Source organism: Corallococcus praedator (genome assembly GCF_003612125.1).
GTDB classification, from domain to species: domain Bacteria; phylum Myxococcota; class Myxococcia; order Myxococcales; family Myxococcaceae; genus Corallococcus; species Corallococcus praedator.
Genome location: NZ_RAWI01000004.1, coordinates 1 through 26,187, shown reverse-complemented (window position 1 = coordinate 26,187; position 26,187 = coordinate 1). Strand labels below are relative to the sequence as shown.

General features: G+C 69.6%; 1 protein-coding gene. It reads left to right on the top strand.

Translation table 11 applies throughout. From position 1 onward, the window contains the following. Positions 1-2: 2 nt before the first annotated feature. The coding region (locus D7Y13_RS01135) for a non-ribosomal peptide synthase/polyketide synthase (RefSeq protein ID WP_120630622.1) at positions 3-26,187 on the top strand (26,185 nt) is incomplete at its 3' end.

Here is a 26,187-nt window from a genome sequence, read left to right as displayed (position 1 = left end):
CCATGGGGAACGAGACGGACAAGAAGCCCACGCTCACGCGCGAGGAGAAGCTCGCGCTGCTCGCGAAGCGTTTGGAGAAGAAGCCCCGGCCCGCGCTGCCGCTGACGTTCTCCCAGCAGCGCATGTGGTTCCTGGAGCAGCTCTCTCCCGGGCTCCCGGCCTACAACCTGCCGCTGGTGGTGGAGCTGTCGGGGCGCCTGGACGTGGCCGTGCTGGAGCGCAGCTTCCAGGAGGTGGCGCGCCGCCATGAAGCACTGCGCACGCACTTCGGTGAGGTGTCCGGAACGCCGGTGCAGCTCGTGGAAGCGCAAGCCCGGCTTCCCTTCACCGTGGAAGGGCTGGAGGACGTCCCGGCGGAGGAGCGTGAGGCCGCGGTGCGCCAGCGCATCCAGCGGGAGATGCAGACGCCATTCGACCTGGCGCGCGGCCCGCTGGTCCGGGTGGTGCTGCTGCGGGTGACGCCGGAGCGGCACGTGCTCCTGGTGGTGGTGCATCACATCATCTCCGACGGCTGGTCCATGGGCGTGCTCACCCACGAGGTGGTGGCGCTCCATGCGGCCTTCTCCCAGGGCCAGCCCTCTCCGCTGCCGGAGCTGCCGCTCCAGTACGCGGACTACGCGGCGTGGCAGCGGGGGCAGTTGCGCGGTGAGGCGTTGGACGCGCACCTCGAGTTCTGGCGCAAGCGGCTGGAGGGCGCGCCGCACGAACTGGACCTGCCCACGGATCGACCCAGGCGCTCGGCGACGGGGAGGGCGGAGCAGCGCAAGGCCGTGCTGCCCCTGACGTTGGTGGAGCGGCTGGAGGCATTGGCGCGGAACGAGGGCGCCACGCTCTTCATGTCCGTGTTGGCCGGGCTCCAGGCGCTGCTGTCCCGGTACAGCGGACAGCAGGACCTGCTCATCGGTGCCCCATACGCGAACCGGAGCCGGAAGGAGACGGAGGGGCTCATCGGCCTCTTCTTCGAACCGCTGGTGCTGCGCGCGGACCTGTCAGGCCGCCCGGACTTCCGCGAGCTGCTGCGCCGCGCGAAGGCGGGCACGGTGGAGGCCTTCGCGCACCCGCACGTCCCGTTCGAGCCGCTGCTGAAGGCGCTGGGTGTGGAGCGCGACCTGACGCGCGCGCCGATGTTCCAGGTGCTCTTCGGGCAGTTGGATGCGCTGCCTCGGGTCCGCGAGGTGCCGGGGCTGGTTGTGCGGATGCTCGACGCGGACGTGACGAGCACGGAGCTGGACCTGACGCTGATGATGGCGCGAGGCCCCGAAGGCATCACGCTGGCGGCCACGTACAACGCGGACCTGTTCGACGCGGCCACCATCGAGGGGATGTTGAGCCACCTGGAGTCGCTGCTCGACGCGGCGGTGGAGTCTCCCGACCGCGCGATGGAGGCCCTGCCGTTGCTCCGGGCGTCGGAGCGTCACCGGCTGCTGGTGGAGTGGAACGGGGCGAGCGAAGCCCTGCCTCGCGACGCCCGGGCCCATGCGCTGTTCGAGGCGCAGGTGGCGAGGACGCCGGAGGCCACGGCCGTGGTCTCAGGCCCCGAGTCCGTGACGTACCGCGAGCTGGATGCGCGGGCGAACCGCGTGGCGAGGCGGCTGCGGGAGCATGGGGTGGGGCTGGAGTCCCGGGTGGCCGTGTGCGTGGAGCGCTCGGTGGAGATGCTGGCGGCGCTCCTGGGCGTGCTCAAGGCGGGCGGTGCCTACGTGCCGCTGGATCCGGAGTACCCGACGGAGCGGCTGGGCTTCATGTTGGAGGACAGCGGCGCGCGCGTGGTGGTGTCGCGCGAGTCGTTCCGCGAGAAGCTGGGCGGGGCGCCGGGCTGTGTGTGGCTGGACGTGGAATCGCTCAGGCAGGTGGGCGATGCGACGGCGCCGGGCGTGGAGGTCCCGCCGGAGGCAGCGGCGTACGTGCTGTACACGTCGGGCTCCACGGGACGTCCGAAGGGCGTGGTGGTGCAGCACCGCTCGCTGACGAGCTTCATCCGGGCGGAGTGGCGCATCTGCCCGGTGGAGCCGGGAGACCGGGTGCTCCAGTTCGCGTCCATCAGTTGGGACACGAGCGCGGAGGAGATCTACCCATGCCTCACGCGGGGCGGCACGCTGGTGCTGCGCACTCCGGAGATGCTGGACGTACCGGACGCGTTCCTGGCCCGGTGCGAGGCGGCGGGCATCACCCAGCTCAACCTGCCCACGGCCTTCTGGCACGAGGTGACGGCGAGCCTGGACGCGGGCAAGGCCCGGCTGCCTCCGGGGTTGAAGTGGGTGGTCATCGGTGGCGAGCGGGCGGTGCCCGAACGGGTGGCGCAGTGGCGCCGCCGCGTGGGGAGCACGGTGCCCCTGCTGAACACCTACGGACTCACCGAGGTGACGGCGGTGGCCACGTCGGTGGATCTGTCCGCCGGGCCCGAGGAGCCCGGGCGGGAAGTGGCCATCGGCCGGCCGCTGAACAACGTCCGGATCTACGTGCTCGATGGTGAGCGGGAGCCTGTTCCGGCGGGCGTGACGGGAGAGCTGTACGTCGGCGGCGAAGGCGTGGCGCGCGGCTACCTGGGCCGGCCGGAGCTGACGGCGGAGCGCTTCGTGCCGGGCCCGTTCGGAGACGGAGAGCGGCTGTACCGCACCGGCGACAAGGCGCGCTGGAGGCGGGACGGCGTCCTGGAGTACCTGGGCCGTGGCGACACGCAGGTGAAGGTGCGGGGCCATCGCATCGAACCGGGCGAGGTGGAGGCCGCGCTGCTCGGGCAGCCGGGCGTGCGCGAGGCCCTCGTGGTGGTGCGCGAGGATGCTCCGGGCGACAAGCGGCTGGTGGCCTACGTGGTGGCTCGCGACGGGCAGGCGCTGGAGGGCGGCGACGTCCGCGCGGGGCTGGATCAGCGGTTGCCCCGTTTCATGGTGCCGCAGGCGGTGGTGGTGCTGGATCGGCTGCCGCTGCTTCCGAACGGGAAGGTGGACCGCAAGGCCCTGCCCGCGCCGGAGGCGGTGCGGGAGCCCCGGAAGCAGGCGCACGTCGCGCCGCGCACGCCAGCGGAGCAGATGCTGGCGGGCTTCTGGGCGGAGGTGCTGCGCCTGGAATCGGTGGGCCTCTACGACAACTTCTTCGAGGTGGGCGGCCACTCGCTGCTGGCCATGCAGTTGGTCGCGCGGGTGCGCGAGGCCTTCCGGGTGGACCTGCCGCTGCGCGACGTCTTCGAGTCGCCCACGGTGGCGGCGCTGGCGGAGCGGATCGCGAGGGTGGTGGCTGTCGCGGGCATCCAGGCGCCTCCGCTGAAGCGGACGGCGCGCGAGGACGGCACGGCTCCTCTGTCGTTCGCGCAGCAGCGCCTGTGGTTCCTCGCGCAGCTCGATCCGACGAACACGTCGTACAACCTCTGGGCCCCGGTGCGCATGACGGGTGCGCTGGACGTACGTGCGCTGGAGCAGAGCTTCGAGGCACTGGTGCTGCGGCATGAATCGCTGCGCACCACCTTCCGCACCGAGGGCGGCTCGCCCGTGCAGTTCATCACCTCCGAGGCCCGGGTGCCGCTGGAGGTCGTGGACCTGGGCTCGCTGCCCGAGGGCGAACGCGAGGCCGCGGCGAAGGCCCGGGCCGAGGAAGAAGTGCGTCGCCCGTTCCTGCTGGAGCAGGGGCCGCTGCTGCGCACGGTGCTGCTGAAGGTGTCCGAGCAGGAGCACGTACTGGTGCTGGTGATGCACCACATCGTGTCGGACTACTGGTCCATGGGCATCCTCGTGCGCGAGGTGTCCGCGCTGTACGAGGCCCTGTCGCGGAGCTTGCCGTCGCCGCTGCCGGAGCTGCCCGTGCAGTACCCGGACTTCTCGGTGTGGCAGCGCGAGTGGCTGAAGGGCGAGGTGTTGGAGACGCAGCTCGCGTACTGGCGCAATCAGTTGGAAGGGGCGCCGCGAGCGCTGGAGTTGCCCACCGACAAGCCACGCCCCGTGGCGCAGACGTTCCGGGGCGCGAACCGGCTCGTGCGGTGGCCCAAGACGCTGTGGCGCGAGGTGGAGGCGCTCGGTCGGCGCGAGGGTGCGACGCCGTTCATGGTGTTGCTGGCGGCGTTCCAGACGGTGCTGTCGCGCTACGCGGGGCAAGAGGACGTAAGCGTGGGCGCGCCCATCGCGGGCCGTACGCACTCGGAGACGGAAGGGCTCATCGGCTTCTTCGTCAACACGCTGGTGCTGCGGGCGAAGCTGGCACCCGGGCAGCGCTTCCGTGAACTGTTGGCGCAGGTGCGTGAGGTGACGCTGGGCGCGTACGCGCACCAGGACGTGTCCTTCGAGAAGCTGGTGGAGGAGCTCCGGCCCGAACGCGACCTGAGCCGCAGCCCGTTCTTCCAGGTGACGTTGACGCTGCAGAACACCCCCGCGTCCGAGGTCCGGCTGCAGGGCCTCACCCTCAAGGGGATGGAGGCCGAGGAGAAGACGTCGAAGTTCGACCTGTCGCTGGTGGTGGAGGAGGTGCAGGACGGCGTGGTGGCGATGGTCAACTACAACAGCGATCTGTTCGAGGCCGGGACGATGGACCGGATGCTCGGGCACTTGAATGTGCTGTTGGAGGCGGCGGTCGCACGTCCGGAGCAACGGCTGTGGGAGTTGCCGTTGATGGGGCCGGAGGAGCACCAGCGACTGGTGAAGGAGTGGAGCGGCAGCGCGTCGGAATACCCGCGCGAGAAGTCGCTGCCAGAGCTGTTCGAAGCGCAGGTGCTGAAGACGCCAGAAGCAGTGGCGGTGGAGTACGGAGCGCAGCGGCTGACGTACGGGGAACTGAACCGACGGGCCAACCAGCTGGCGCACCACCTGAAGGGGATGGGAGTAGGGCCCGAGGTGAGGGTGGGCCTGTGCGTGGAGCGCTCGCTGGAGCTGGTGGTGAGCGTGCTGGGCATCCTGAAGGCGGGAGGCGTGTACGTCCCGCTGGATGCCAGCTACCCGCTGGAGCGTTTGGCGTGGATGAAGCGCGAAGCCGGAGTCGCGCTGCTGGTCGCCCAGGAGAAGCTGGCGGACGAGGTGGCGTCGGGCGGCGAGCTGGTGGTGAGCGTGGACACCGAGTGGGGTGCCATCGCGCGCCAGCCGGAGAACAACCCGAGCCCGAGTGTCGGCGGCGGCAACCTTGCATACGTGATGTTCACGTCGGGAAGCACGGGACAGCCGAAGGGCGTCGGAGTGCCGCATCGCGCGGTGTCGCGGTTGGTGCTGGGGACGGACTTCGCGCACTTCGGGCCGGAAGAGGTGTGGCTGCAACTGGCCCCCATCTCGTTCGACGCCTCGACGCTGGAGGTGTGGGGCGCGCTGCTGCACGGGTCGAAGCTGGTGGTGTACCCGGCGGGGACGCCGTCGCTGGAGGAGTTGGGCCGCAAGCTGGAGGAGGCGGGCATCACGTCGCTGTGGCTGACGGCGGCGCTCTTCGAGCAGATGCAGGCCCGGCAGCCACAGGCTTTGGCGAAGGTGAGGCAGGTGCTGGCCGGAGGAGACGTGCTGCCAGTGGGCCGCGTGAAGGAGCGGCTTGCTTCCGGAGGCATGCTCATCAACGGGTACGGCCCGACGGAGAACACGACGTTCTCCAGCACGCACCGGATGGAGGGGCCCGAAGAAGTCGGCACATCGGTGTCTATCGGTCGGCCCATCCGGAACACGGCGGCGTACGTGTTGGACGGGGCGATGCAGCCTGTGCCCGTGGGCGTACCCGGTGAGCTGTACGTGGGCGGAGAGGGCCTAGCGCGAGGCTACCTGGGACAGCCCGGGTTGACCGCCGAGCGCTTCGTCCCGAACCCCTTCGCGGAAGGGGCACGGCTGTACCGCACGGGTGACGTGGTGCGGTGGTTGAGCAACGGCACGCTGGAGTTCACAGGCCGCAAGGACACGCAGGTGAAGGTGCGGGGCTACCGCATCGAACTGGGTGAAGTGGAAGCGGCGCTGAGCCAGTCCGCCGGAGTCAGCGAGGCCGTGGTGGTGGCCCGAGACGACGGAGCCGAAGGCAAGCGACTGGTGGCGTACGTGACTGCGGAGGAGGGCGCGGAGCTGGAGGCCAGCGAGCTTCGAAGCCACGTGAAGCAGCGGCTGCCGGAGTACATGGTGCCGTCGGCGTACGTGGTGCTGGATGCGCTGCCGCTGACGCCCAACGGCAAGGTCGACCGCAAGGCGCTGCCCGCGCCGGAGGCCCGAAGCCCGGAGCCCGAGCGTTTCGTGGCACCGCGCACGGTTACCGAGCAGAAGCTCGCAGCCATCTTCACCGAGGTGCTGAACACCGCGCAGGTGGGTCTGGACGGAGACTTCTTCGAACTGGGCGGACACTCGCTGCTGGCGACACAGTTGGTGTCACGCGTGCGCGAAGCGTTCCAGGTGGAGCTACCCCTGCGAGACGTCTTCGAATCCCCCACGGTGGAGAAGCTGGCCCTCCGGGTGGAGCAAACCCAGGCGGGAATCGCGGCAGTCCAGGCACCGCCGCTGAAGCGGATGCCGCGCCTGGGCGCGCTGCCACTGTCGTTCGCGCAGCAGCGGCTGTGGTTCCTCGACCAGCTCGAGCCGGGCAGCCCCCTCTACAACATCCCCCTGGCCATCCGGCTGTCGGGTGAGCTGCACGTGGACGCCCTGGAACATGCCCTGCGCGAGCTGGTGCGCAGGCACGAGGTGCTCCGCACGACGTTCCGCACCGAAGGCGGCACGCCGGTGCAGATCATCTCCCATCCTCCCGTGTTCACCTTGATGGTGGTGGACCTGTCCTCGTTTCCCCCGGAACAGGCCGAGGAGGAAGTCCACCGACTGCTCCACGAGGAATCGCTCCGCGCGTTTGATCTCTCCAGCGGTCCACTGCTCCGCACGCGCCTGTTGAAGCGCTCGGAGCAGGAGCACGTGCTGCTCGCGAACATGCACCACATCGTCTCGGACGGTTGGTCCATGGGCGTCATCGTCCGGGAGCTCTCCGCGCTCTACGGAGCGTTCCGCGAAGGGCGGCCCTCACCGTTGCCCGAGCTGGAGGTGCAGTACGCCGACTTCGCCGCCTGGCAGCGCGCCTGGCTGAGAAGTGGCGCGCTTCGACGTCAGCTCGACTGGTGGCGGCAGCAGCTCGCGGGCGCGCCCCAGGTGCTCGCGCTCCCCACCGACCGGCCGCTGCCGGCGATGCAGACCTTCCGTGGAGCCACCGTCCCGGTGCGCCTGTCCCAGGCCACTTCCTCGGCGGTGAAGGCCCTGGCCCAGCGGGAAGGCGCCACGGCCTTCATGGTGCTGCTCGCGGGCTTCCAGGCGCTGTTGTCCCGCTACTCGGGCCAGGATGACCTCGTCGTGGGTGTGCCCGTCGCGGGCCGCAACCGCGCGGAGACGGAAGGGCTCATCGGCTTCTTCGTCAACACGCTGGCGCTGCGGGCCCGTCCGTCCGCGGAGAAGCCGTTCCTCTCCTTGCTGCGGGAGGTGAAGGACGTCGCGCTCGGTGCCTACGCGCACCAGGACGTTCCCTTCGAGCAGCTCGTGGAGGAGCTCCAGCCGGAGCGCAGCCTCGGCCACTCGCCGCTGTTCCAGGTGATGTTCTCCCTGCTGAACACGCCCATGCCGGAGGCGTTGCTGCCCGGGCTCGAAATGAGCGCGATGGACATGGAGCTGGGCGCCGCGAAGTTCTTCCTGACGCTGGCGCTGGAGGACCAGGCGGACGGCTTCGGCGGGGTGTTCGAGTACAACTCCGACCTCTTCGAGCCCGCCACCGTCCAGCGCATGGTCGCGCACTGGGTCACGTTGCTGGAAGCTGCGGTGGCCACGCCGGAGCAGCGCCTGGCCGGATTGCCGCTGCTGTCGTCCGAGGAGCGACACCGGCTGCTCGTGGAGTGGAACGACACCTCAGTGGAGTACCCCCGCGACACGCCCGTGCACGTGCAGGTAGCGGCGCTCGCGGCCCGCATCCCGGAGGCCGTGGCGCTCTCCTGGGACGAAGGGCAGCTCACCTACGCGGAGCTGATGGCCCGGTCGCGCTCGCTGGCCGGACACCTGCGGAAGCTCGGCGTGGGGCCCGAGGTGCGCGTGGGCCTGTGCGCCCGCCGCTCGCCCGAGATGGTGGTGGGGCTCATCGCCATCCTGGAGGCAGGTGGTGCCTGGGTGCCGCTGGAGCCGGACGCTCCGAGCGAACGCCTGGCCCTCATGCTGGAGGACGCCAGGCCCGCGGTGCTGCTCACCCAGCGCGCCCTGCGGGACGTGTTGCCCGCGAGCGCGACGCCCGTGGTGTTGCTCGACGAGGACCTGGAGCCAGCGTCCTCCGAGGCGTGGGATTCCGGAGTGGTGGCGGACAACGCCGCCTATGTCCTCTTCACCTCCGGCTCCACGGGCCGTCCCAAGGGCGTGCTCGTCTCCCATCGCGCGCTCGCGCGGCACACGGCGTGGTACAGCGCCGCGCTGGCGCTGGGGGGCGAGGACCGGGTGCTGCAGAAGGCCTCGCTCGGCTTCGACGCCTCGGTGCCGGAGGTGCTGGCCACGCTGGTGTCCGGCTCCCGGCTGGTGCTCCCGCCGGCCGAGGCGGAGAGCGACACGGACGCCCTGTTGGCCTCGTTGGAGCGCCTGCGGGTGACGGTGCTCCAGCTCGTGCCGTCGCAGCTCCGCGTCCTGCTGGAGGATGCGCGCGTGGAGCGCGCGGCGGGCCTGCGCGTGTTGCTGTCCGGAGGCGAGGCGCTCCCGGTGGAGTTCGTCCGCCAGGTGAATGAGCGCCTGCCGTCCACGCTCTTCGTCAATGCCTATGGGCCCACCGAAACCACCGTCGACGCGACGGCGTGGCTCGGAGGCGATCCGGGCGAAGGCCCCACCGTGCCCATTGGCCGTCCCATCGGGAACACGCGGGCGTACGTGCTGGACACCCGGGGCCAGCCGGTTCCCGCAGGAGTCCCTGGAGAGCTGTTCATCGGCGGCGAGGGGCTGGCGCGCGGCTACGTGGGCCGTCCGGACCTGACGGCGGAGCGCTTCGGGCCGGACACCTTCGGAGGAGATCCGGGCGCACGGCTGTACCGCACAGGAGACCGGGCGCGCTGGCTCGCGGGCGGCACGCTGGAATTCCTGGGCCGGGTGGACACGCAGGTGAAGGTGCGGGGCTACCGCATCGAACTGGCCGAGGTGGAAGCGGTGCTGGCGGAGCACCCGGCCGTGCGCGTCGCGGTGGTGGTGGCGCGCGAGGACGTGCCGGGTGACATGAGGCTCGTGGCCTACGTGGTGCCCCGCGTCTCCAGGACACCGGAGCCGTCCACGGAAGGCGCAGATGGACTGGACGCGGCGGAGCTGCGGACCCACCTGGGCCGGCGCCTGCCACCGCCCATGGTGCCCTCGCGTTTCGTGGTCCTGGCATCCCTGCCACTGCTGCCGAACGGAAAGGTGGACCGCAAGGCCCTGCCCGCGCCGGACGTGGACGTCACCGAGCGCGAGTACCTCGCACCGCGTACGCCCACCGAGGAGCTGCTGTCCGGGTTCTTCAGCCGGCTGCTCGGCGTCGAGCGCGTGGGCGTGCACGACGGCTTCTTCGAATTGGGGGGGCACTCGCTGCTGGCGACCCAGCTCGTGTCGAGGGTGCGATCGACGTTCCGGGTGGAGCTGGCGCTGCGAGAGCTGTTCGAAGCGCCGACGGTGGCCGAGCTGGCGCTGCGGGTGGACAAAGCCCAGCGACGCGGGCCCGGGCTGTCGGTGGTCCCCCGGAGTCAGTCGCAGTCACACGCCCGTGAGCTGCCGCTGTCGTTCGCGCAGCAGCGCCTCTGGTTCCTGGATCAGCTCCAGCCCGGGAGCGCCTTCTACAATGTGCCCGCGGGGGTGAAGCTGACCGGGCCGCTGGATGCGCGCGCGTTGGAGTGGAGCTTCGAGGAGCTGGTGCGCCGGCACGAATCGCTGCGTACGACGTTCCGTGCCGAGGGCGGCACGCCGGTGCAGGTCATCGCGCCGGAGCCGGAGCTCGCCTTCGCGGTGGTGTCGCTGGAGGAGGTGCCGGAAGCAGGCCGCGAAGCGGAGGCGAAGCGGTGGGCCGAGGAGGAGGCCCAGCGGCCCTTCGATTTGAAGAAGGGGCCGTTGCTGCGGGCCACGCTCCTGCGTCTGCGCGAGCAGGAGCATGTGCTGGTGCTGGTGATGCACCACATCGTGTCGGACGAGTGGTCCATGGGCATCCTCGTGCGCGAGGTGGCGGCGCTCTACGAGGCGCTGGCCCAGGGACAGCGCTCGCCGCTGCCGGAGCTGCCGCTCCAGTACGGCGACTACGCTGCATGGCAGCACGCGTGGCTGAAGGGCGAGGTGCTGGAGACGCAGCTCGCGTACTGGCGCCAGCACTTGGAAGGGGCACCGCGAGCGTTGGAGCTGCCCACGGACAAGCCGCGTCCGGCGATGCAGACGTTCCACGGCGGTCTGCTGGAAGCGATGTGGCCGGCGGAGCTGTGGGCCGCGGTGAAGGCGCTCGGGCAGAAGGAGGGCGCGACGCCCTTCATGGTGTTGCTGGCGGCGTTCCAGACGGTGCTGTCGCGCTACGCAGGGCAGGACGACGTGAGCGTGGGTTCGCCCATCGCGGGCCGTACGCGCGAGGAGACGGAAGGGCTCATCGGCTTCTTCGTCAACACGCTGGTGCTGCGCACGAAGCTGTCGCCCGGACAGAGCTTCCGTGAGCTGCTGGCGCGGGTGCGCGAGGTGACGCTGGGGGCGTACGCGCACCAGGACGTGCCGTTCGAGAAGCTGGTCGAAGAACTCCATCCGGAGCGCGACCTGAGCCGGGGCCCGCTGTTCCAGGTGACGTTGACGTTGCAGAACACCCCCGCGTCCGAGTTCCGTCTGCGGGAGCTGACGCTGAAGGGCATGGACTCCGAGGAGAAGACCTCGAAGTTCGACCTGTCACTGCTGGTCGAAGAGGCGCCGCACGGACTCGCCGTGGCGGTGAACTACAACAGCGACCTGTACGAAGCGCAGACGATGTGCCGGCTGATGGGGCACCTGCGCGTGTTGCTCACGGAGGCGGTCGCGCGTCCGGAGCAGCGGCTGTGGGAACTGCCGCTGATGGAGGCGGCTGAGCAGCAGCGACTGGTAAAGGAGTGGAGCGGCACGGCGGTGGCCTATCCGCGTGACTCCAGCCTGTCTGTCCTCTTTGAAGCGCAGGTGTTGAAGACGCCAGAAGCGGTGGCGGTGGAGTACGGAGCGCAGCGGCTGACGTACGGGGAACTGAACCGGAAGGCCAACCAGCTGGCGCACCACCTGCGGGGAATGGGAGTGGGGCCCGAGGTGAGGGTGGGCCTGTGCGTGGAGCGCTCGCTGGAGCTGGTGGTGAGCGTGCTGGGCATCCTGAAGGCGGGAGGCGTGTACGTCCCGCTGGATGCGAGCTACCCACTGGAGCGCCTCTCGTGGATGAAGCGAGAGGCCGGGGTGGCGCTGCTGGTCGCCCAGGAGAAGCTGGCGGACGAAGTGGCATGGGGCGGCGAGCTGGTGGTGAGCGTGGACACTGAGTGGGGTGCCATCGCACGCCAGCCGGAGAGCAACCCGAGCCCGAGCGTCGTCGGCGGCAATCTGGCGTACGTGATGTTCACGTCGGGAAGCACGGGCCAGCCCAAGGGCGTGGGCGTGCCGCACCGAGCAGTGTCGCGGTTGGTGCTGGGGACGGACTTCGCGCACTTCGGGCCGGAAGAGGTGTGGCTGCAACTGGCCCCCATCTCGTTCGACGCCTCGACGCTGGAGGTGTGGGGCGCGCTGCTGCACGGAGCGAAGCTGGTGGTGTACCCGGCGGGGACGCCGTCGCTGGAGGAGTTGGGTCGCAAGCTGGAGGAGGCAAGCATCACGTCGCTGTGGTTGACGGCGGCGCTCTTCGAGCAGATGCAAGCGCGTCAGCCGCAAGCCCTGGCGAAGGTGAAGCAGGTGCTGGCGGGTGGAGACGTGTTGCCAGTGGGCCGCGTGAAGGAGCGGCTTGCCTCCGGGGGCATGCTCATCAACGGGTACGGCCCGACGGAGAACACGACGTTCTCCAGCACGCACCGGATGGAGACGGCGGAGGAAGTGGGCACGACGGTGTCCATCGGCCGGCCGATTCCGAACACGACGGCACACGTGTTGGACGCGACGATGCAGCCGGTGCCGGTGGGAGTGCCGGGCGAGCTGTACGTGGGCGGAGAGGGCCTGGCGCGAGGCTACCTGGGACAGCCCGGGTTGACCGCGGAGCGCTTCGTCCCGAATCCCTTCGCGGAAGGGGCACGGCTGTACCGCACGGGCGACGTGGTGCGGTGGCTGAGCAACGGCACGTTGGAGTTCACGGGCCGCAAGGACACGCAGGTGAAGGTGCGGGGCTACCGCATCGAACTGGGTGAAGTGGAAGCCGCGCTGAGCCAGTCCGCCGGAGTCAGCGAAGCGGTGGTGGTGGCCCGGGACGACGGAGCCGAAGGCAAGCGGCTGGTGGCATACGTGACGGCCCGCGCAGGAGCGGAACTGGAAGCCAGCGAGCTTCGGAGTCACGTGAAGCAGCGGCTGCCGGAGTACATGGTGCCGTCGGCGTACGTGGTGCTGGACGCGCTACCGTTGACGCCCAACGGCAAGGTGGACCGCAAGGCCCTGCCCGCACCGGACGCGGAGGGCACTGCGAGCGCGCGGTTCATTCCACCGCGCACGACCATCGAGCAGAAGCTGGCAGCCATCTTCGCCGAAGTGCTGAAGGTGGAGCGCGTCGGTCTGGACGGAGACTTCTTCGAACTGGGCGGTCACTCGCTGCTGGCGACACAGCTGGTATCTCGTGTGCGCGAAGTGTTCCAGGTGGAGCTGCCGCTCCGGGACGTCTTCGAATCCCCCACGGTCGAGAAGCTGTCCCGGTGGCTGGAAGGCGTGCTCACCCTCGCGCCGGGCCTCCAGGTGCCACCGCTGAAGCGGGTGCCGCGCACGGACGCGCTGCCACTGTCGTTCGCGCAGCAGCGGCTGTGGTTCCTGGATCAGCTGGAGCCAGGCAGCCCGTCCTACAACATCCCGGTGGCGGTGAAGTTGACGGGAACGGTGCGGGTCGACGCGCTGGAGCACGCCTTCGACGCGTTGGTACGTCGCCATGAATCCCTGCGCACGACGTTCCATGCCGAGGGCGGAGCGCCCGTGCAGCGCATCTCCCAGGACTCGCGGGTGCGGCTGCCCGTCGTGGACCTGAGTGGACTGCCAGCGGCCGAGCGCACCACGGAGGCGCAGCGTCGGGTCGGCCAGGAGGCCTCGCTCCCGTTCAGTCTGGAGCAGGGGCCGCTGCTGCGCACGGTGCTGCTGAAGCTGTCGGAGCAGGAGCACGTGCTGGTGCTGGTGATGCACCACCTCGTGTCGGACGGCTGGTCGATGGGCGTCCTCGTCCGCGAGGTGGCCGCGCTCTACGAGGCGTGCTCGCAGGGCCTGCCGTCGCCGCTGCCCGAGCTTCCCCTCCAGTACGCGGACTACGCGGTGTGGCAGCGCGAGTGGCTCCAGGGCGAGGTGCTGGAAGCCCAGCTTGCCTGGTGGAAGGAACAGCTCCAGGGAGCGCCCCGTGCGTTGGAGCTTCCGACGGACAGACCGCGCCCCGCGGTCCAGACGTTCCGGGGCGACAGCCGCGACGTCCGGTGGCCCCATGCGCTGTGGGAATCGGTCAAGACGCTCGCGCACCGGGAGGGCTCGACGCCCTTCATGGTGGTGCTGGCGGCGTTCCAGACGGTGCTGTCGCGGTACTCGGGACAGGACGACGTGTGCGTGGGTTCTCCCATCGCCAATCGCACCCGGGCCGAGACAGAAGGGCTCATCGGCTTCTTCATCAACACCCTGGTGCTGCGGGCACGGCTCGGTGGCAACCCCACGTTCCGTGAGCTGCTGGCGCAGGTGCGGGAGACGACGCTCGGGGCGTATGCGCATCAGGACATCCCCTTCGAGCGGCTGGTGGAGGAACTCAAGCCAGACCGCGACCTGAGCCGCAGTCCGCTCTTCCAGGTGATGTTCATCCTGCAGAACACGCCCACGGTGGAGCTGCGCCTGCCGGGCCTCACCCTGGAGGGGATGGACGGGGAGGCCCGGACGTCGAAGTTCGACCTGACGCTGGAGCTGACCGAGACGCCGCAAGGGCTCTCGGTCAGCGCCGTGTACAACAGCGACCTCTTCGAGCCCGGGACGATGGACCGGCTGCTCGGGCACCTGCGCGTACTGCTGGAGGCCGCCCTGCGGACTCCCGACGTCCGGCTGGCGGAGCTGCCGCTGCTGGGCGAGGACGAGCAGCGCCGGGTGCTCGTGGAGTGGAACGACACCCGCACTCCCTTCGCGCCCGCTACCGTCCAGGCCCTCTTCGAGGCTCAGGTGGAGCGGACCCCGGATGCGCTCGCCGTCGTGGCCGAGGACTCGCGCCTGACGTACCGCGAGCTGAACCTACGAGCCAACCAGTTGGCGCACCACCTGCGCTCGCTGGGCGTAGGCCCGGACGTCGTGGTGGGCCTGTACCTGGACCGCTCGGCCAGTGCCCTGGTGGGCCTGTGGGGCATCCTCAAGTCGGGCGGCGCCTACGTGCCCCTGGACCTCGCGTTTCCCGCTGAACGCCTCCGGGGTGTGCTCGCGGACGCGGGGGCGCGGGTGCTCGTCACGCAGTCGGCGCTGGCGGAAGCCCTGGGCTGGGACGGCGGAGCGGTGATCCGCCTGGATGCGGACGCGGGCCGCCTGATGGAGCGGAGTGAAGGCAGCCCGGTGCCCACGGCGGCCCCGGAGAACCTCGCCTACGTCATCTTCACATCCGGCTCCACGGGCCGACCGAAGGGCGTGGCCATCGAGCACCGGCAGCTCGTCAACTACGTACAAGGCGTGTCGCAACGGCTGGAGCTTCCGGAAGGCGCGTCGTTCGCCTCCGTGTCCACGCTGGCCGCGGACCTGGGCCACACCGCCGTGTTCCCGACGCTCTGCCGTGGCGGCGCGCTGCACCTCGTGTCGCGCGAGCGTGCGTCGGATCCGTCCGCGCTGGCCGCGCTCTTCGAGCACGAGTCGGTGGACTGCCTGAAGATCGTCCCCGCGCACCTGCAGGCGCTCCTGGCGTCCGGGAACCCCGAGCGGGTGTTGCCGCGCCAGCGCCTGGTGCTGGGCGGCGATGTCTCCGACTGGGCGCTGATCGACCGGGTGCGCGCGCTGTCGCCGGAGCTGGTGGTGTTCAACCACTACGGGCCCACCGAGACGACGGTGGGCGTGCTCACGCAGCGGGTGGAGCGCGGCACGGAGGGGCGCGTGTCCGCGTCCGTACCGCTCGGCCGGCCCATTCCCAATGCGCGCATCTACGTCCTGGACGCGCACCTGCGCCCGGTGCCCGCGGGCATCCCGGGAGAGCTGTGCATTGGCGGGAGCGCGGTGGGCCGGGGCTACCTGGGCCGCCCGGACCTGACGGCCGAGCGCTTCGTGCCGGATGCGCACTCGGACGTGCCGGGAGCGCGGATGTACCGCACGGGGGATCGGGTTCGCCTGCTGGCGGAGGGCCGGGTGGAGTTCCTCGGTCGCGTGGATCACCAGCTCAAGGTCCGCGGCTACCGCGTGGAGCCGGGAGAGGTGGAAGCCGCGCTGGAGCGGCACCCCGACGTGCGTGAGGCGGTGGTGGTCGCGCGCGAGGCCGTGACGGGAGGCAAGCGCCTCGTGGCGTACGCCGTGCCGAAGCCGGGCCAATCCCTGGAGGCCGAAGCCCTCCGCGACTACCTGGGCTGGACGCTGCCCGACTACATGGTGCCGCAGGCCTTCGTGGTGCTGGAGGCGCTGCCCCTGACGCCCAACGGCAAGGTGGACCGGGGAGCGCTGCCGGCACCGGACTTCCAGGCCACGGAGCCAGAGGCCTTCGTCGCACCGCGCACGGCCACGGAAGAGGTCCTGGCGGGTCTCTTCGCGGAGGTCCTGGGGCTGGAGCGGGTGGGCGTCCACGCCGGCTTCTTCGAGCTGGGTGGGCACTCACTGTTGGCGACGCAGGCCATCTCCCGGATCCGGGGTGCCTTCGGGATCGAGCTGCCCCTGCGGGAACTCTTCGAAGCGCCGACGGTGGCGATGCTCGCCGAACGGGTGGATCGCTCGGCGCGGTCCGACGCCGCTTTCGTGGCGCCTCCGCTGAAGCCGAGGGCGGACCGCAAGGACGTCCTGCCGCTGTCGTTCGCGCAGCAGCGGCTGTGGTTCCTGGAGCAGCTCGCATCCGGCAGTGCCTTCTACAACGTGCCGGCGGTGGTGAGGCTGACAGGGCCGCTTGACGTGGCCGCACTGGAGCGCGGCTTCGAAGCGCTGGTCCGCCGCCACGAATCCCTGCGGACGACGTTCCGCTCCGAGGGCGGTCTGCCCGTGCAGGTCATTTCGCCTGCGGGCCGGGTCGCGCTGGAGTTGGTGGATCTGGGTGGATTGCCGGGAGCCGAGCGTGAGCAGGAGGCCCGGCGCCGCGCGGAAGCCGAGTCCCTCCGACCGTTCGACCTGGAGAAGGGGCCGCTGCTGCGGACCACCCTGCTGCGGCTCGGGAGTCAGGAGCACGTGCTGGTGCTGATGATGCATCACATCGTGTCGGACGGCTGGTCGATGAACGTGCTCGTCCGCGAGGTGGCCGCGCTCTACGAGGCCTTCTCGCTGGGGCGTGCGGCGCCGCTGCCGGAGCTCGCGGTGCAGTACGCGGACTACGCGGTATGGCAGCGCGAGTGGCTGAAGGGCGAGGTACTGGAGGCGCAGCTCGGCTACTGGAAGCAGCGGCTGGAGGGAGCCCCGGCCGCGCTGGAGTTGCCCACGGACAAGCCACGTCCGGCGGTGCAGACGTATCGCGGAGAGCTGCGGCATGTGCTGTGGCCCAGGGCGCTGTGGCGTGACCTGGAGGTGCTCGGCCGGCGTGAGCGGGCAACCCCGTTCATGGTGTTGCTGGCGGCGTTCCAGACGGTGCTGTCGCGCTACTCGGGGCAGGAGGACGTGAGCGTGGGCGCGCCCATCGCGGGGCGCACGCACGGGGAGACGGAGGGGCTGATCGGCTTCTTCGCCAACATGCTGGTGCTGCGAGCGAAGCTGACGCCCGGGCAGAGCTTCCGTGAGCTGCTGGCGCGGACGCGTGAGGCGACGCTGGGCGCGTACGCGCACCAGGAGGTGCCGTTCGAGAAGCTGGTGGAGGAACTGCGACCCGAGCGTGACTTGAGCCGCAGTCCGCTGTTCCAGGTGACGTTGACGCTGCAGAACACGCCAGTGACAGAGGTGAAGCTCGCGCGGGGGCTGCGACTCGCGGGAGTGGAGTCGGAAGGGAAGACGTCGAAGTTCGACCTGTCGCTGGTGGTGGAGGAGGTGCCGCAAGGCGTGGTGGCGGCGGTGAACTACAACAGCGACCTGTACGAAGCCGCGACGATGCAGCGCCTGTTGGGGCATCTGCGCGTGTTGCTCGAAGAGGCGGTGAGGGCGCCAGAGAAGCGGCTGCGGGAACTGCCGCTGATGGGTCCGGAGGAGCGGCAGCGGCTGGTGCGGGAGTGGAGTGGCAGTGCGGCGGAGTACCCGCGAGAGAGGTCGCTGCCGGAGCTGTTCGAAGCGCAGGTGCTGAAGACGCCGGACGCGGTGGCGGTGGAGTACGGGGCGCAGCGGCTGACGTACGGGGAGCTGAACCGGAAGGCCAACCAGCTGGCGCACCACCTGCGGGGAATGGGAGTGGGGCCCGAGGTGAGGGTGGGCCTGTGCGTGGAGCGCTCGCTGGAACTGGTGGTGAGCGTGCTGGGCATCCTGAAGGCGGGAGGCGTGTACGTCCCGCTGGATGCGAGCTACCCGCTGGAGCGCCTCTCGTGGATGAAGCGAGAGGCGGGGGTGGCGCTGCTGGTCGCCCAGGAGAAGCTGGCGGACGAGGTGGCATCGGGCGGCGAGCTGGTGGTGAGCGTGGACACCGAGTGGGGTGCCATCGCGCGCCACCCTGAGAGCAATCCGAGCCCGAGTTCTGGCGGCGGCAATCTGGCGTACGTGATGTTCACGTCGGGAAGCACGGGCCAGCCCAAGGGCGTGGGCGTGCCGCACCGAGCAGTGTCGCGGTTGGTGCTGGGGACGGACTTCGCGCACTTCGGGCCGGAAGAGGTGTGGCTGCAACTGGCCCCCATCTCGTTCGACGCCTCGACGCTGGAGGTGTGGGGCGCGCTGCTGCACGGAGCGAAGCTGGTGGTGTACCCGGCGGGGACGCCGTCGCTGGAGGAGTTGGGCCGCAAGCTGGAGGAGGCAAGCATCACGTCGCTGTGGTTGACGGCGGCGCTCTTCGAGCAGATGCAGGCCCGGCAGCCACAGGCTTTGGCGAAGGTGAGGCAGGTGCTGGCGGGTGGAGACGTGCTGCCGGTGGGCCGCGTGAAGGAGCGGCTTGCCGCAGGCGGCGTGCTCATCAACGGGTACGGCCCGACGGAGAACACGACGTTCTCCAGCACGCACCGGATGGAGACGGCGGAGGAAGTGGGCACGACGGTGTCCATCGGCCGGCCGATTCCGAACACGACGGCGTACGTGCTGGACGGGGCGATGCAGCCGGTGCCGGTGGGAGTGCCGGGCGAGCTGTACGTGGGCGGAGAGGGTCTGGCCATCGGGTACGTGGGCCGCCCCGAGTTGACAGCGGAGCGCTTCGTCCCGAACCCCTTCGCGGAAGGGGCACGGCTGTACCGCACGGGTGACGTGGTGCGGTGGTTGAACAACGGCACGCTGGAGTTCACAGGCCGCAGGGACACGCAGGTGAAGGTGCGGGGCTACCGCATCGAGCTGGGCGAAGTGGAAGCCGCGCTGAGCCAGTCCGCCGGAGTCAGTGAGGCCGTGGTGGTGGCCCGGGACGACGGAGCCGAAGGCAAGCGGCTGGTGGCGTACGTGACGGCCCGCGCAGGAGCGGAACTGGAAGCCAGCGCCCTGCGCAGTCACGTGAAGCAGCGGTTGCCGGAGTACATGGTGCCGTCGGCGTACGTGGTACTGGACGCACTGCCGCTGACGCCCAACGGCAAGGTGGACCGCAAGGCGCTGCCCGCGCCGGAGGCCCGAAGCCCGGGGCCCGAGCGCTTCGTGGCACCGCGCACGGACACCGAGCAGAAGCTGGCGGCCATCTTCGCCAACGTGCTGAACGTCGAGCACATCAGCCTGGACGGAGACTTCTTCGAACTGGGCGGGCACTCACTGCTGGCGACGCAGTTGGTGTCGAGGGTGAGGGAAGAGTTGCGTGTGGAGCTCCCCCTGCGCGACGTCTTCGAGGCGTCCACGGTGGAGAAGCTGGCCCTGCGCATCGAAGAGAAGCTTGGGCAGGAGGAGTCCGCGGTCCGAGCACCGCCACTGAGGCGAGCGCCTCGGGACAAGCCACTGCCGTTGTCGTTCGCGCAGCAGCGGCTGTGGTTCCTGGATCAACTGGAGCCGGGCAGTTCCTTCTACAACGTGCCCTCGGTGGTGAAACTCACGGGGCGCCTGGACACCACGGCGCTGGAGACCAGCTTCCGCGAGCTGGTACGCCGGCACGAATCGCTGCGCACGACGTTCCGCGCAGAGGGCGGCGAGCCGGTGCAGGTCATCGCGGAGGCGCCGGCCCAATCCTTCCATCTGCTCGATGTCAGCGAGCTGGCTGCGGAGCGTGACGTCACGGCGCAGCGGTGGGTCGCAGAGGAGATCCAGCGCCCGTTCAATCTGGAGCAGGGCCCACTGTTGAGGGCGACGCTGCTGAGGCTGTCGGAGGAAGAGCACGTGCTGGTGCTGGTGATGCACCACATCGTGTCGGACGGCTGGTCGATGGGTGTGCTGGTGAGGGAAGTGGTGGCGCGGTACGAGGCGCATTCGCAGGGCCGTGCCTCGCCACTGCCGGAGTTGCCGGTGCAGTACGCGGACTACGCGGTGTGGCAGCGGGAGTGGCTGAAGGGCGAAGTGCTGGAGGCGCAGCTCGGCTACTGGAAGCAGCGGCTGGAGGGAGCGCCGCGAGCGCTGGAGTTGCCGACGGACAAGCCGCGTCCGGCGGTGCAGACGTACCGGGGAGACACGAGGCCGGTGCAGTGGCCGAGGGCGTTGTGGGAGTCGGTGAAGGGGCTTGCGCAGAGGGAGAACGCAACGCCCTTCATGGTGCTGCTGGCGGCGTTCCAGGCGGTGCTGGGGAGGTACGCGGGGCAGGAGGACGTGAGCGTGGGCTCTGCCATCGCGAACCGCACGAGGGCGGAGACGGAGGGGCTGATTGGCTTCTTCGTGAACACGCTGGTGTTGAGGGCGAAGCTGAAGCCGGAGGAGAGCTTCCGGCAGTTGCTGGCGCAGGTGCGGGAGACGACGCTGGGTGCGTACGCGCACCAGGAAGTGCCATTCGAGAGACTGGTGGAGGAGCTGCAACCGGAGCGTGACTTGAGCCGGGGCCCGCTCTTCCAGGTGATGTTCGTGCTGCAGAACGCGCCGGGCTCAGCGGTGAGCCTGCCGGGGCTGAAGCTGGAGGCGGCGGAGTCGTCAGGCAAGACGGCGAAGTTCGACCTGACGCTGGGCCTGGGCGAATCGGAAGAGGGCCTGTCGGGCGCGCTGGAGTTCAACAGCGACTTGTTCGAGGGCCGCACGGTGGAGCGGTTGCTGGGGCACCTGCGCGTATTGCTCGAAGATGCGGTGCGGGCGCCGGAGAAGCGGTTGTGGGAACTGCCGCTGATGGGTCCGGAGGAGCAGCAGCGGCTGGTGAAGGCCTGGAGCGGAACGGCAGCGGAGTATCCGCGTGACTCCAGTCTGCAAGTCCTCTTCGAGGCGCAGGTACAGAGGACGCCGGAAACAGTGGCGGTGGAGTACGGAGCGCAGCGGCTGACGTACGGGGAGCTGAACCGAAGGGCCAACCAACTGGCGCACCACTTGCGGTTGATGGGCGTGGGGCCCGAGGTGAGGGTGGGCCTGTGCGTGGAGCGCTCGCTGGAACTGGTGGTGAGCGTGCTGGGCATCCTGAAGGCAGGAGGCGCGTACGTCCCACTGGACGCCAGCTACCCGCTGGAGCGCCTTTCGTGGATGCAGCGAGAGGCCGGGGTGACGCTGCTCGTCGGCCAACAGAAGCTGCTCCAGCCCATGGGCCTCGCGGAGGGCGCGTCGGTGGTGAGCGTGGACACCGAGTGGGACACGCTCATCGCAAGCCAGCCCGTGAGCAACCTGCCTGCCCAAGTGGGCGGGGGGAGCCTGGCGTACGTGATGTTCACGTCGGGAAGCACGGGCCAGCCGAAGGGCGTGGGCGTGCCGCACCGGGCGGTGTCGCGGCTGGTGCTGGGAACGGACTTCGCGCGCTTCGGGCCGGAAGAGGTGTGGCTGCAGTTGGCACCCATCTCCTTCGATGCGTCGACGCTGGAGGTGTGGGGCGCGCTGCTGCACGGGTCGAAGCTGGTGGTGTACCCGGCGGGGACGCCGTCGCTGGAGGAACTGGGTCGCAAGCTGGAGGAGGCAAGCATCACGTCGCTGTGGCTGACAGCGGCGCTCTTCGAGCAGATGCAGGCGCGGCAGCCGCAGGGCCTGGCGAAGGTGAAGCAGGTGCTGGCTGGAGGAGACGTGCTGCCGGTGGGCCGTGTGAAAGAGAGGCTCACCACCGGAGGCGTGCTCATCAACGGGTACGGCCCGACAGAGAACACGACGTTCTCCAGCACGCACCGGATGGAAGGGCCCGATGAAGTAGGCACGACGGTGTCCATCGGTCAGCCCATCCAGAACACGACGGCGTACGTGCTGGACGGGACGATGCAGCCGGTGCCGGTGGGAGTGCCGGGCGAGCTGTACGTGGGCGGAGAGGGCCTGGCCCGTGGATACGTGGGCCGGCCGGAGCTGACGGCGGAGCGTTTCGTCCCGAATCCCTTCGGCCAAGGCGACCGGCTGTACCGCACGGGAGACATGGCGCGGTGGCAGGACGACGGGCGTCTGGAGTTCCTGGGCCGTAAGGACACGCAGGTGAAGGTGCGGGGCTACCGCATCGAGCTGGGCGAAGTGGAAGCCGCGCTGAGCCAATCCGCCGGAGTCAGCGAGGCCGTGGTGGTGGCCCGAGACGACGGAGCCGAGGGCAAGCGGCTGGTGGCATACGTGACGGCCCGCGCAGGAGCGGAGCTGGAGGCCAGCGAGCTTCGAAGCCACGTGAAGCAGCGGCTGCCGGAGTACATGGTGCCGTCGGCGTACGTGGTGCTGGACGCGCTACCGCTGACGCCCAACGGCAAAGTGGACCGCAAGGCTCTGCCCGCACCGGCAGCGGCGCATCGCACGACCGGCTCCGACTACGAGGCCCCCCGTACGCCCACCGAGGAACTGCTGGCGGGCCTCTATTCCCAGGTGCTGCGAGTCGAGCGCATCGGTTCGAAGGATCACTTCTTCGAGCTGGGTGGGCACTCGCTGCTGGCAACGCAGGTGATTTCGCGGATCCGCGGCGCCTTCGGCATCGAACTGCCTCTCCGGGAGCTGTTCGAAGCGCCCACGGTGGCGGCCCTGGCCGAGCGCATCGACGAGGCCACTCGTGCGGGCCAGTCGCTCACGGCTCCACCGCTGAAGCAGCGCGTGGACCGCGAGGCGGCCCTGCCGCTGTCGTTCGCGCAGCAGCGGCTGTGGTTCCTGGATCAGATGGAACCAGGCAGTGCCTTCTACAACGTGCCCGCGGTGGTGCGGGTCGAGGGTGTCCTGGAGACCGAAGTGCTCCGGCGGAGCTTCGAGGAACTCGTGCGCCGCCACGAGTCGCTGCGGACGACGTTCAGCACCCAGAACGCAAAGCCCGTCCAGATCATCACGTCGGAGCCGGTGCTGGCCTTCCGACTGGTGGAGCTGGGGCCCGTGCCGGAAGGACTCCGTGCGGCGGAGGCCATGCGTCTGGCGGAGCAGGAATCGCACCAGCCGTTCGATCTGGAGCGTGGCCCGCTGCTGCGAGTGACGCTGCTGAAGCTGTCAAAGGAAGAGCACGTGCTGGTGCTGGTGATGCACCACATCGTGTCGGATGGCTGGTCGATGAACGTCCTCGTGCGAGAAGTGGCCGCGCTCTACGAGGCCTTCTCGCTGGGACGTCCGGCGCCGTTGCCGGAGCTCGCAGTGCAGTACGCGGACTACGCGGTGTGGCAGCGCGAGTGGTTGAAGGGCGAGGTCCTGGAGGCGCAGCTCGACTACTGGAAACGGCGGTTGGAGGGCGCGCCGCGAGCACTGGAGCTGCCCACCGACCGGCCGCGTCCGGCGGTGCAGACCTTCCGCGGAGGGCACTTCGAACACCAGTGGTCCAAGCCGCTGTGGGAACGCGCGAAGGCCCTGGCACAGAGAGAAGGCGCGACACCGTTCATGGTGGTGCTGGCGGCGTTCCAGACGGTGCTGTCGCGCTACTCGGGGCAGGAGGATGTGAGCGTCGGATCGCCCATCGCGGGGCGCACGCAGGGTGAGACGGAAGGGCTGATCGGCTTCTTCGCCAACATGCTGGTGCTGCGAGCGAAGCTGTCGCCAGAGCAGAGCTTCCGTGAGCTGTTGGCGCAGACGCGCGAGGCGACCCTGGGCGCCTACGCGCACCAGGAGGTGCCGTTCGAGAAGCTGGTGGAGGAACTGCAGCCGGAGCGTGACCTGAGCCGGGGTCCACTCTTCCAGGTGACGTTGACGCTGCAGAACACGCCAGTGACGGAGGTGAAGCTGGCGCAGGGACTGACGCTTTCCGGATTGGAGTCGGAAGGGAAGACGTCGAAGTTCGACCTGTCGTTGGTGGTGGAGGAGGTGCCGCAAGGCGTGGTGGCGGCGGTGAACTACAACAGCGACCTGTTCGATGCAGAGACGATGCATCGGCTGTTGGAGCACCTGCGGGTGCTGCTGGATGCGGCGGTCGAGCAGCCCGAGAAGCGGCTGTGCGAACTGCCGCTGATGGGTCAGGAAGAGCGGCAGCGGTTGGTGCGGGAGTGGGGTGGAACGCCAGCGGAGTACCCGCGTGAATCCAGCCTGTCTGTCCTCTTCGAAGCGCAGGTGTTGAAGACGCCGGAAGCGGTGGCGGTGGAGTACGGGGCGCAGCGGCTGACGTACGGGGAGCTGAACCGGCGGGCCAACCAACTGGCGCACCACTTGCGGTCCATGGGAGTGGGACCCGAAGTGAGGGTAGGGCTGTGCGTGGAGCGCTCGCTGGAGCTGGTGGTGAGTGTGCTGGGCATCCTGAAGGCGGGAGGCGTGTACGTCCCGCTGGATGCCAGCTACCCGCTGGAGCGCCTTTCGTGGATGAAGCGAGAGGCGGAGGTGGCGCTGCTGGTAGCCCAGGAGAAGCTGGCGGACGAAGTCGCGTCGGGTGGCGAGCTGGTGGTGAGCGTGGACACCGAGTGGGGGGCCATCGCGCGCCACCCTGAGAGCAATCCGAGCCCGAGTGTCGTCGGCGGCAATCTGGCGTACGTGATGTTCACGTCGGGGAGCACGGGCCAGCCGAAGGGCGTGGGCGTGCCGCACCGGGCGGTGTCGCGGCTGGTGCTGGGAACGGACTTCGCGCACTTCGGACCGGAAGAGGTGTGGCTGCAACTGGCCCCCATCTCGTTCGACGCCTCGACGCTGGAGGTGTGGGGCGCGCTGCTGCACGGGGCGAAGCTGGTGGTGTACCCGGCGGGGACGCCGTCGCTGGAGGAGTTGGGCCGCAAGCTGGAGGAGGCATGCATCACGTCGCTGTGGCTGACGGCGGCGCTCTTCGAGCAGATGCAGGCGCGTCAGCCGCAGGCCCTGGCGAAGGTGAAGCAGGTGCTGGCCGGAGGAGACGTGCTGCCGGTCGGCCGCGTGAAGGAGCGGCTTGCCTCGGGAGGCATGCTCATCAACGGGTACGGCCCGACGGAGAACACGACGTTCTCCAGCACGCACCGGATGGAGACGGCGGAGGAAGTGGGCACGACGGTGTCCATCGGCCGACCCATCCGGAACACGACGGCGTACGTGCTGGATGGGACGATGCAGCCGGTGCCGGTGGGCGTACCCGGTGAGCTGTACGTGGGCGGAGAGGGCCTGGCGCGAGGCTACCTGGGACAGCCCGGGTTGACCGCGGAGCGCTTCGTCCCGAATCCCTTCGCGGAAGGGGCACGGCTGTACCGCACGGGCGACGTGGTGCGGTGGCTGAGCAACGGCACGCTGGAGTTCACGGGCCGCAAGGACACGCAGGTGAAGGTGCGGGGCTACCGCATCGAGCTGGGTGAAGTGGAATCGGCGCTGAGCCAATCCGCCGGAGTCAGCGAAGCGGTGGTGGTGGCCCGGGACGACGGAGCCGAAGGCAAGCGGCTGGTGGCATACGTGACGGCCCGCGCAGGAGCGGAGTTGGAGGCCAGCGAGCTTCGGAGTCACGTGAAGCAGCGGCTGCCGGAGTACATGGTGCCGTCGGCGTACGTGGTGCTGGATGCACTGCCGCTGACGCCGAACGGCAAGGTGGACCGCAGGGCCCTGCCTGCGCCCGACGTGGCGGGGACGGCCCTCGCGCGATTCGTGGCGCCGCGCACGGTGACCGAGGAGAAGCTGGCAGCCATCTTCGCTGAAGTGCTGATGGTGGAGCGCGTCGGCCTGGACGGAGACTTCTTCGAACTCGGCGGTCACTCGCTGCTGGCGACACAGCTGGTGTCTCGCGTGCGCGAGGCGTTCCAGGTGGAGCTGCCGCTGCGCGACATCTTCGAAGCCCCCACGGTGGAGAAGCTGGCGCACCAACTGGAGCGCACGTCAGGGCCTGGATTGGCAGTGCACGGGCCGCCGTTGGTTCGGGCCTCGCGCGAGGGGACTCTGCCCTTGTCGTTCGCGCAGCAGCGGCTGTGGTTCCTGGATCAGCTGGAGCCGGGGAGCTCCTTCTACAACGTGCCCGTGGCGGTGAAGCTCACGGGGACGCTCGACATCGGAGCTCTGGAGCGGAGCTTCGACGACCTCGTGCGCAGGCATGAATCGCTGCGCACCACGTTCCACACCGAGGGCGGGTCGCCCGTCCAGGTCATCGACGCCAGGTCTCAGACCCGGCTGGAGGTGGTGGAGCTGGGAACACTGCCCGCCACCGAGCGTGCGCTGGAGGCCAAACGCCTCGCGGAACAAGAAGCCGTGCGCCCGTTCAACCTGGAGCAGGGCCCGCTGTTGAGGGCGACGCTGCTGAGTCTGACGGAGGAAGAGCACGTGCTGGTGCTGGTGATGCACCACATCGTGTCGGACGGCTGGTCGATGGGTGTGCTGGTGAGGGAAGTGGTGGCGCGGTACGAGGCGCATTCGCAGGGCCGTGCCTCGCCGCTGCCGGAGTTGCCGGTGCAGTACGCGGACTACGCGGTGTGGCAGCGGGAGTGGCTGAAGGGCGAAGTGCTGGAGGCGCAGCTTTCGTGGTGGAAGCACCAGCTAGAGGGAGCGCCGCGAGCGCTGG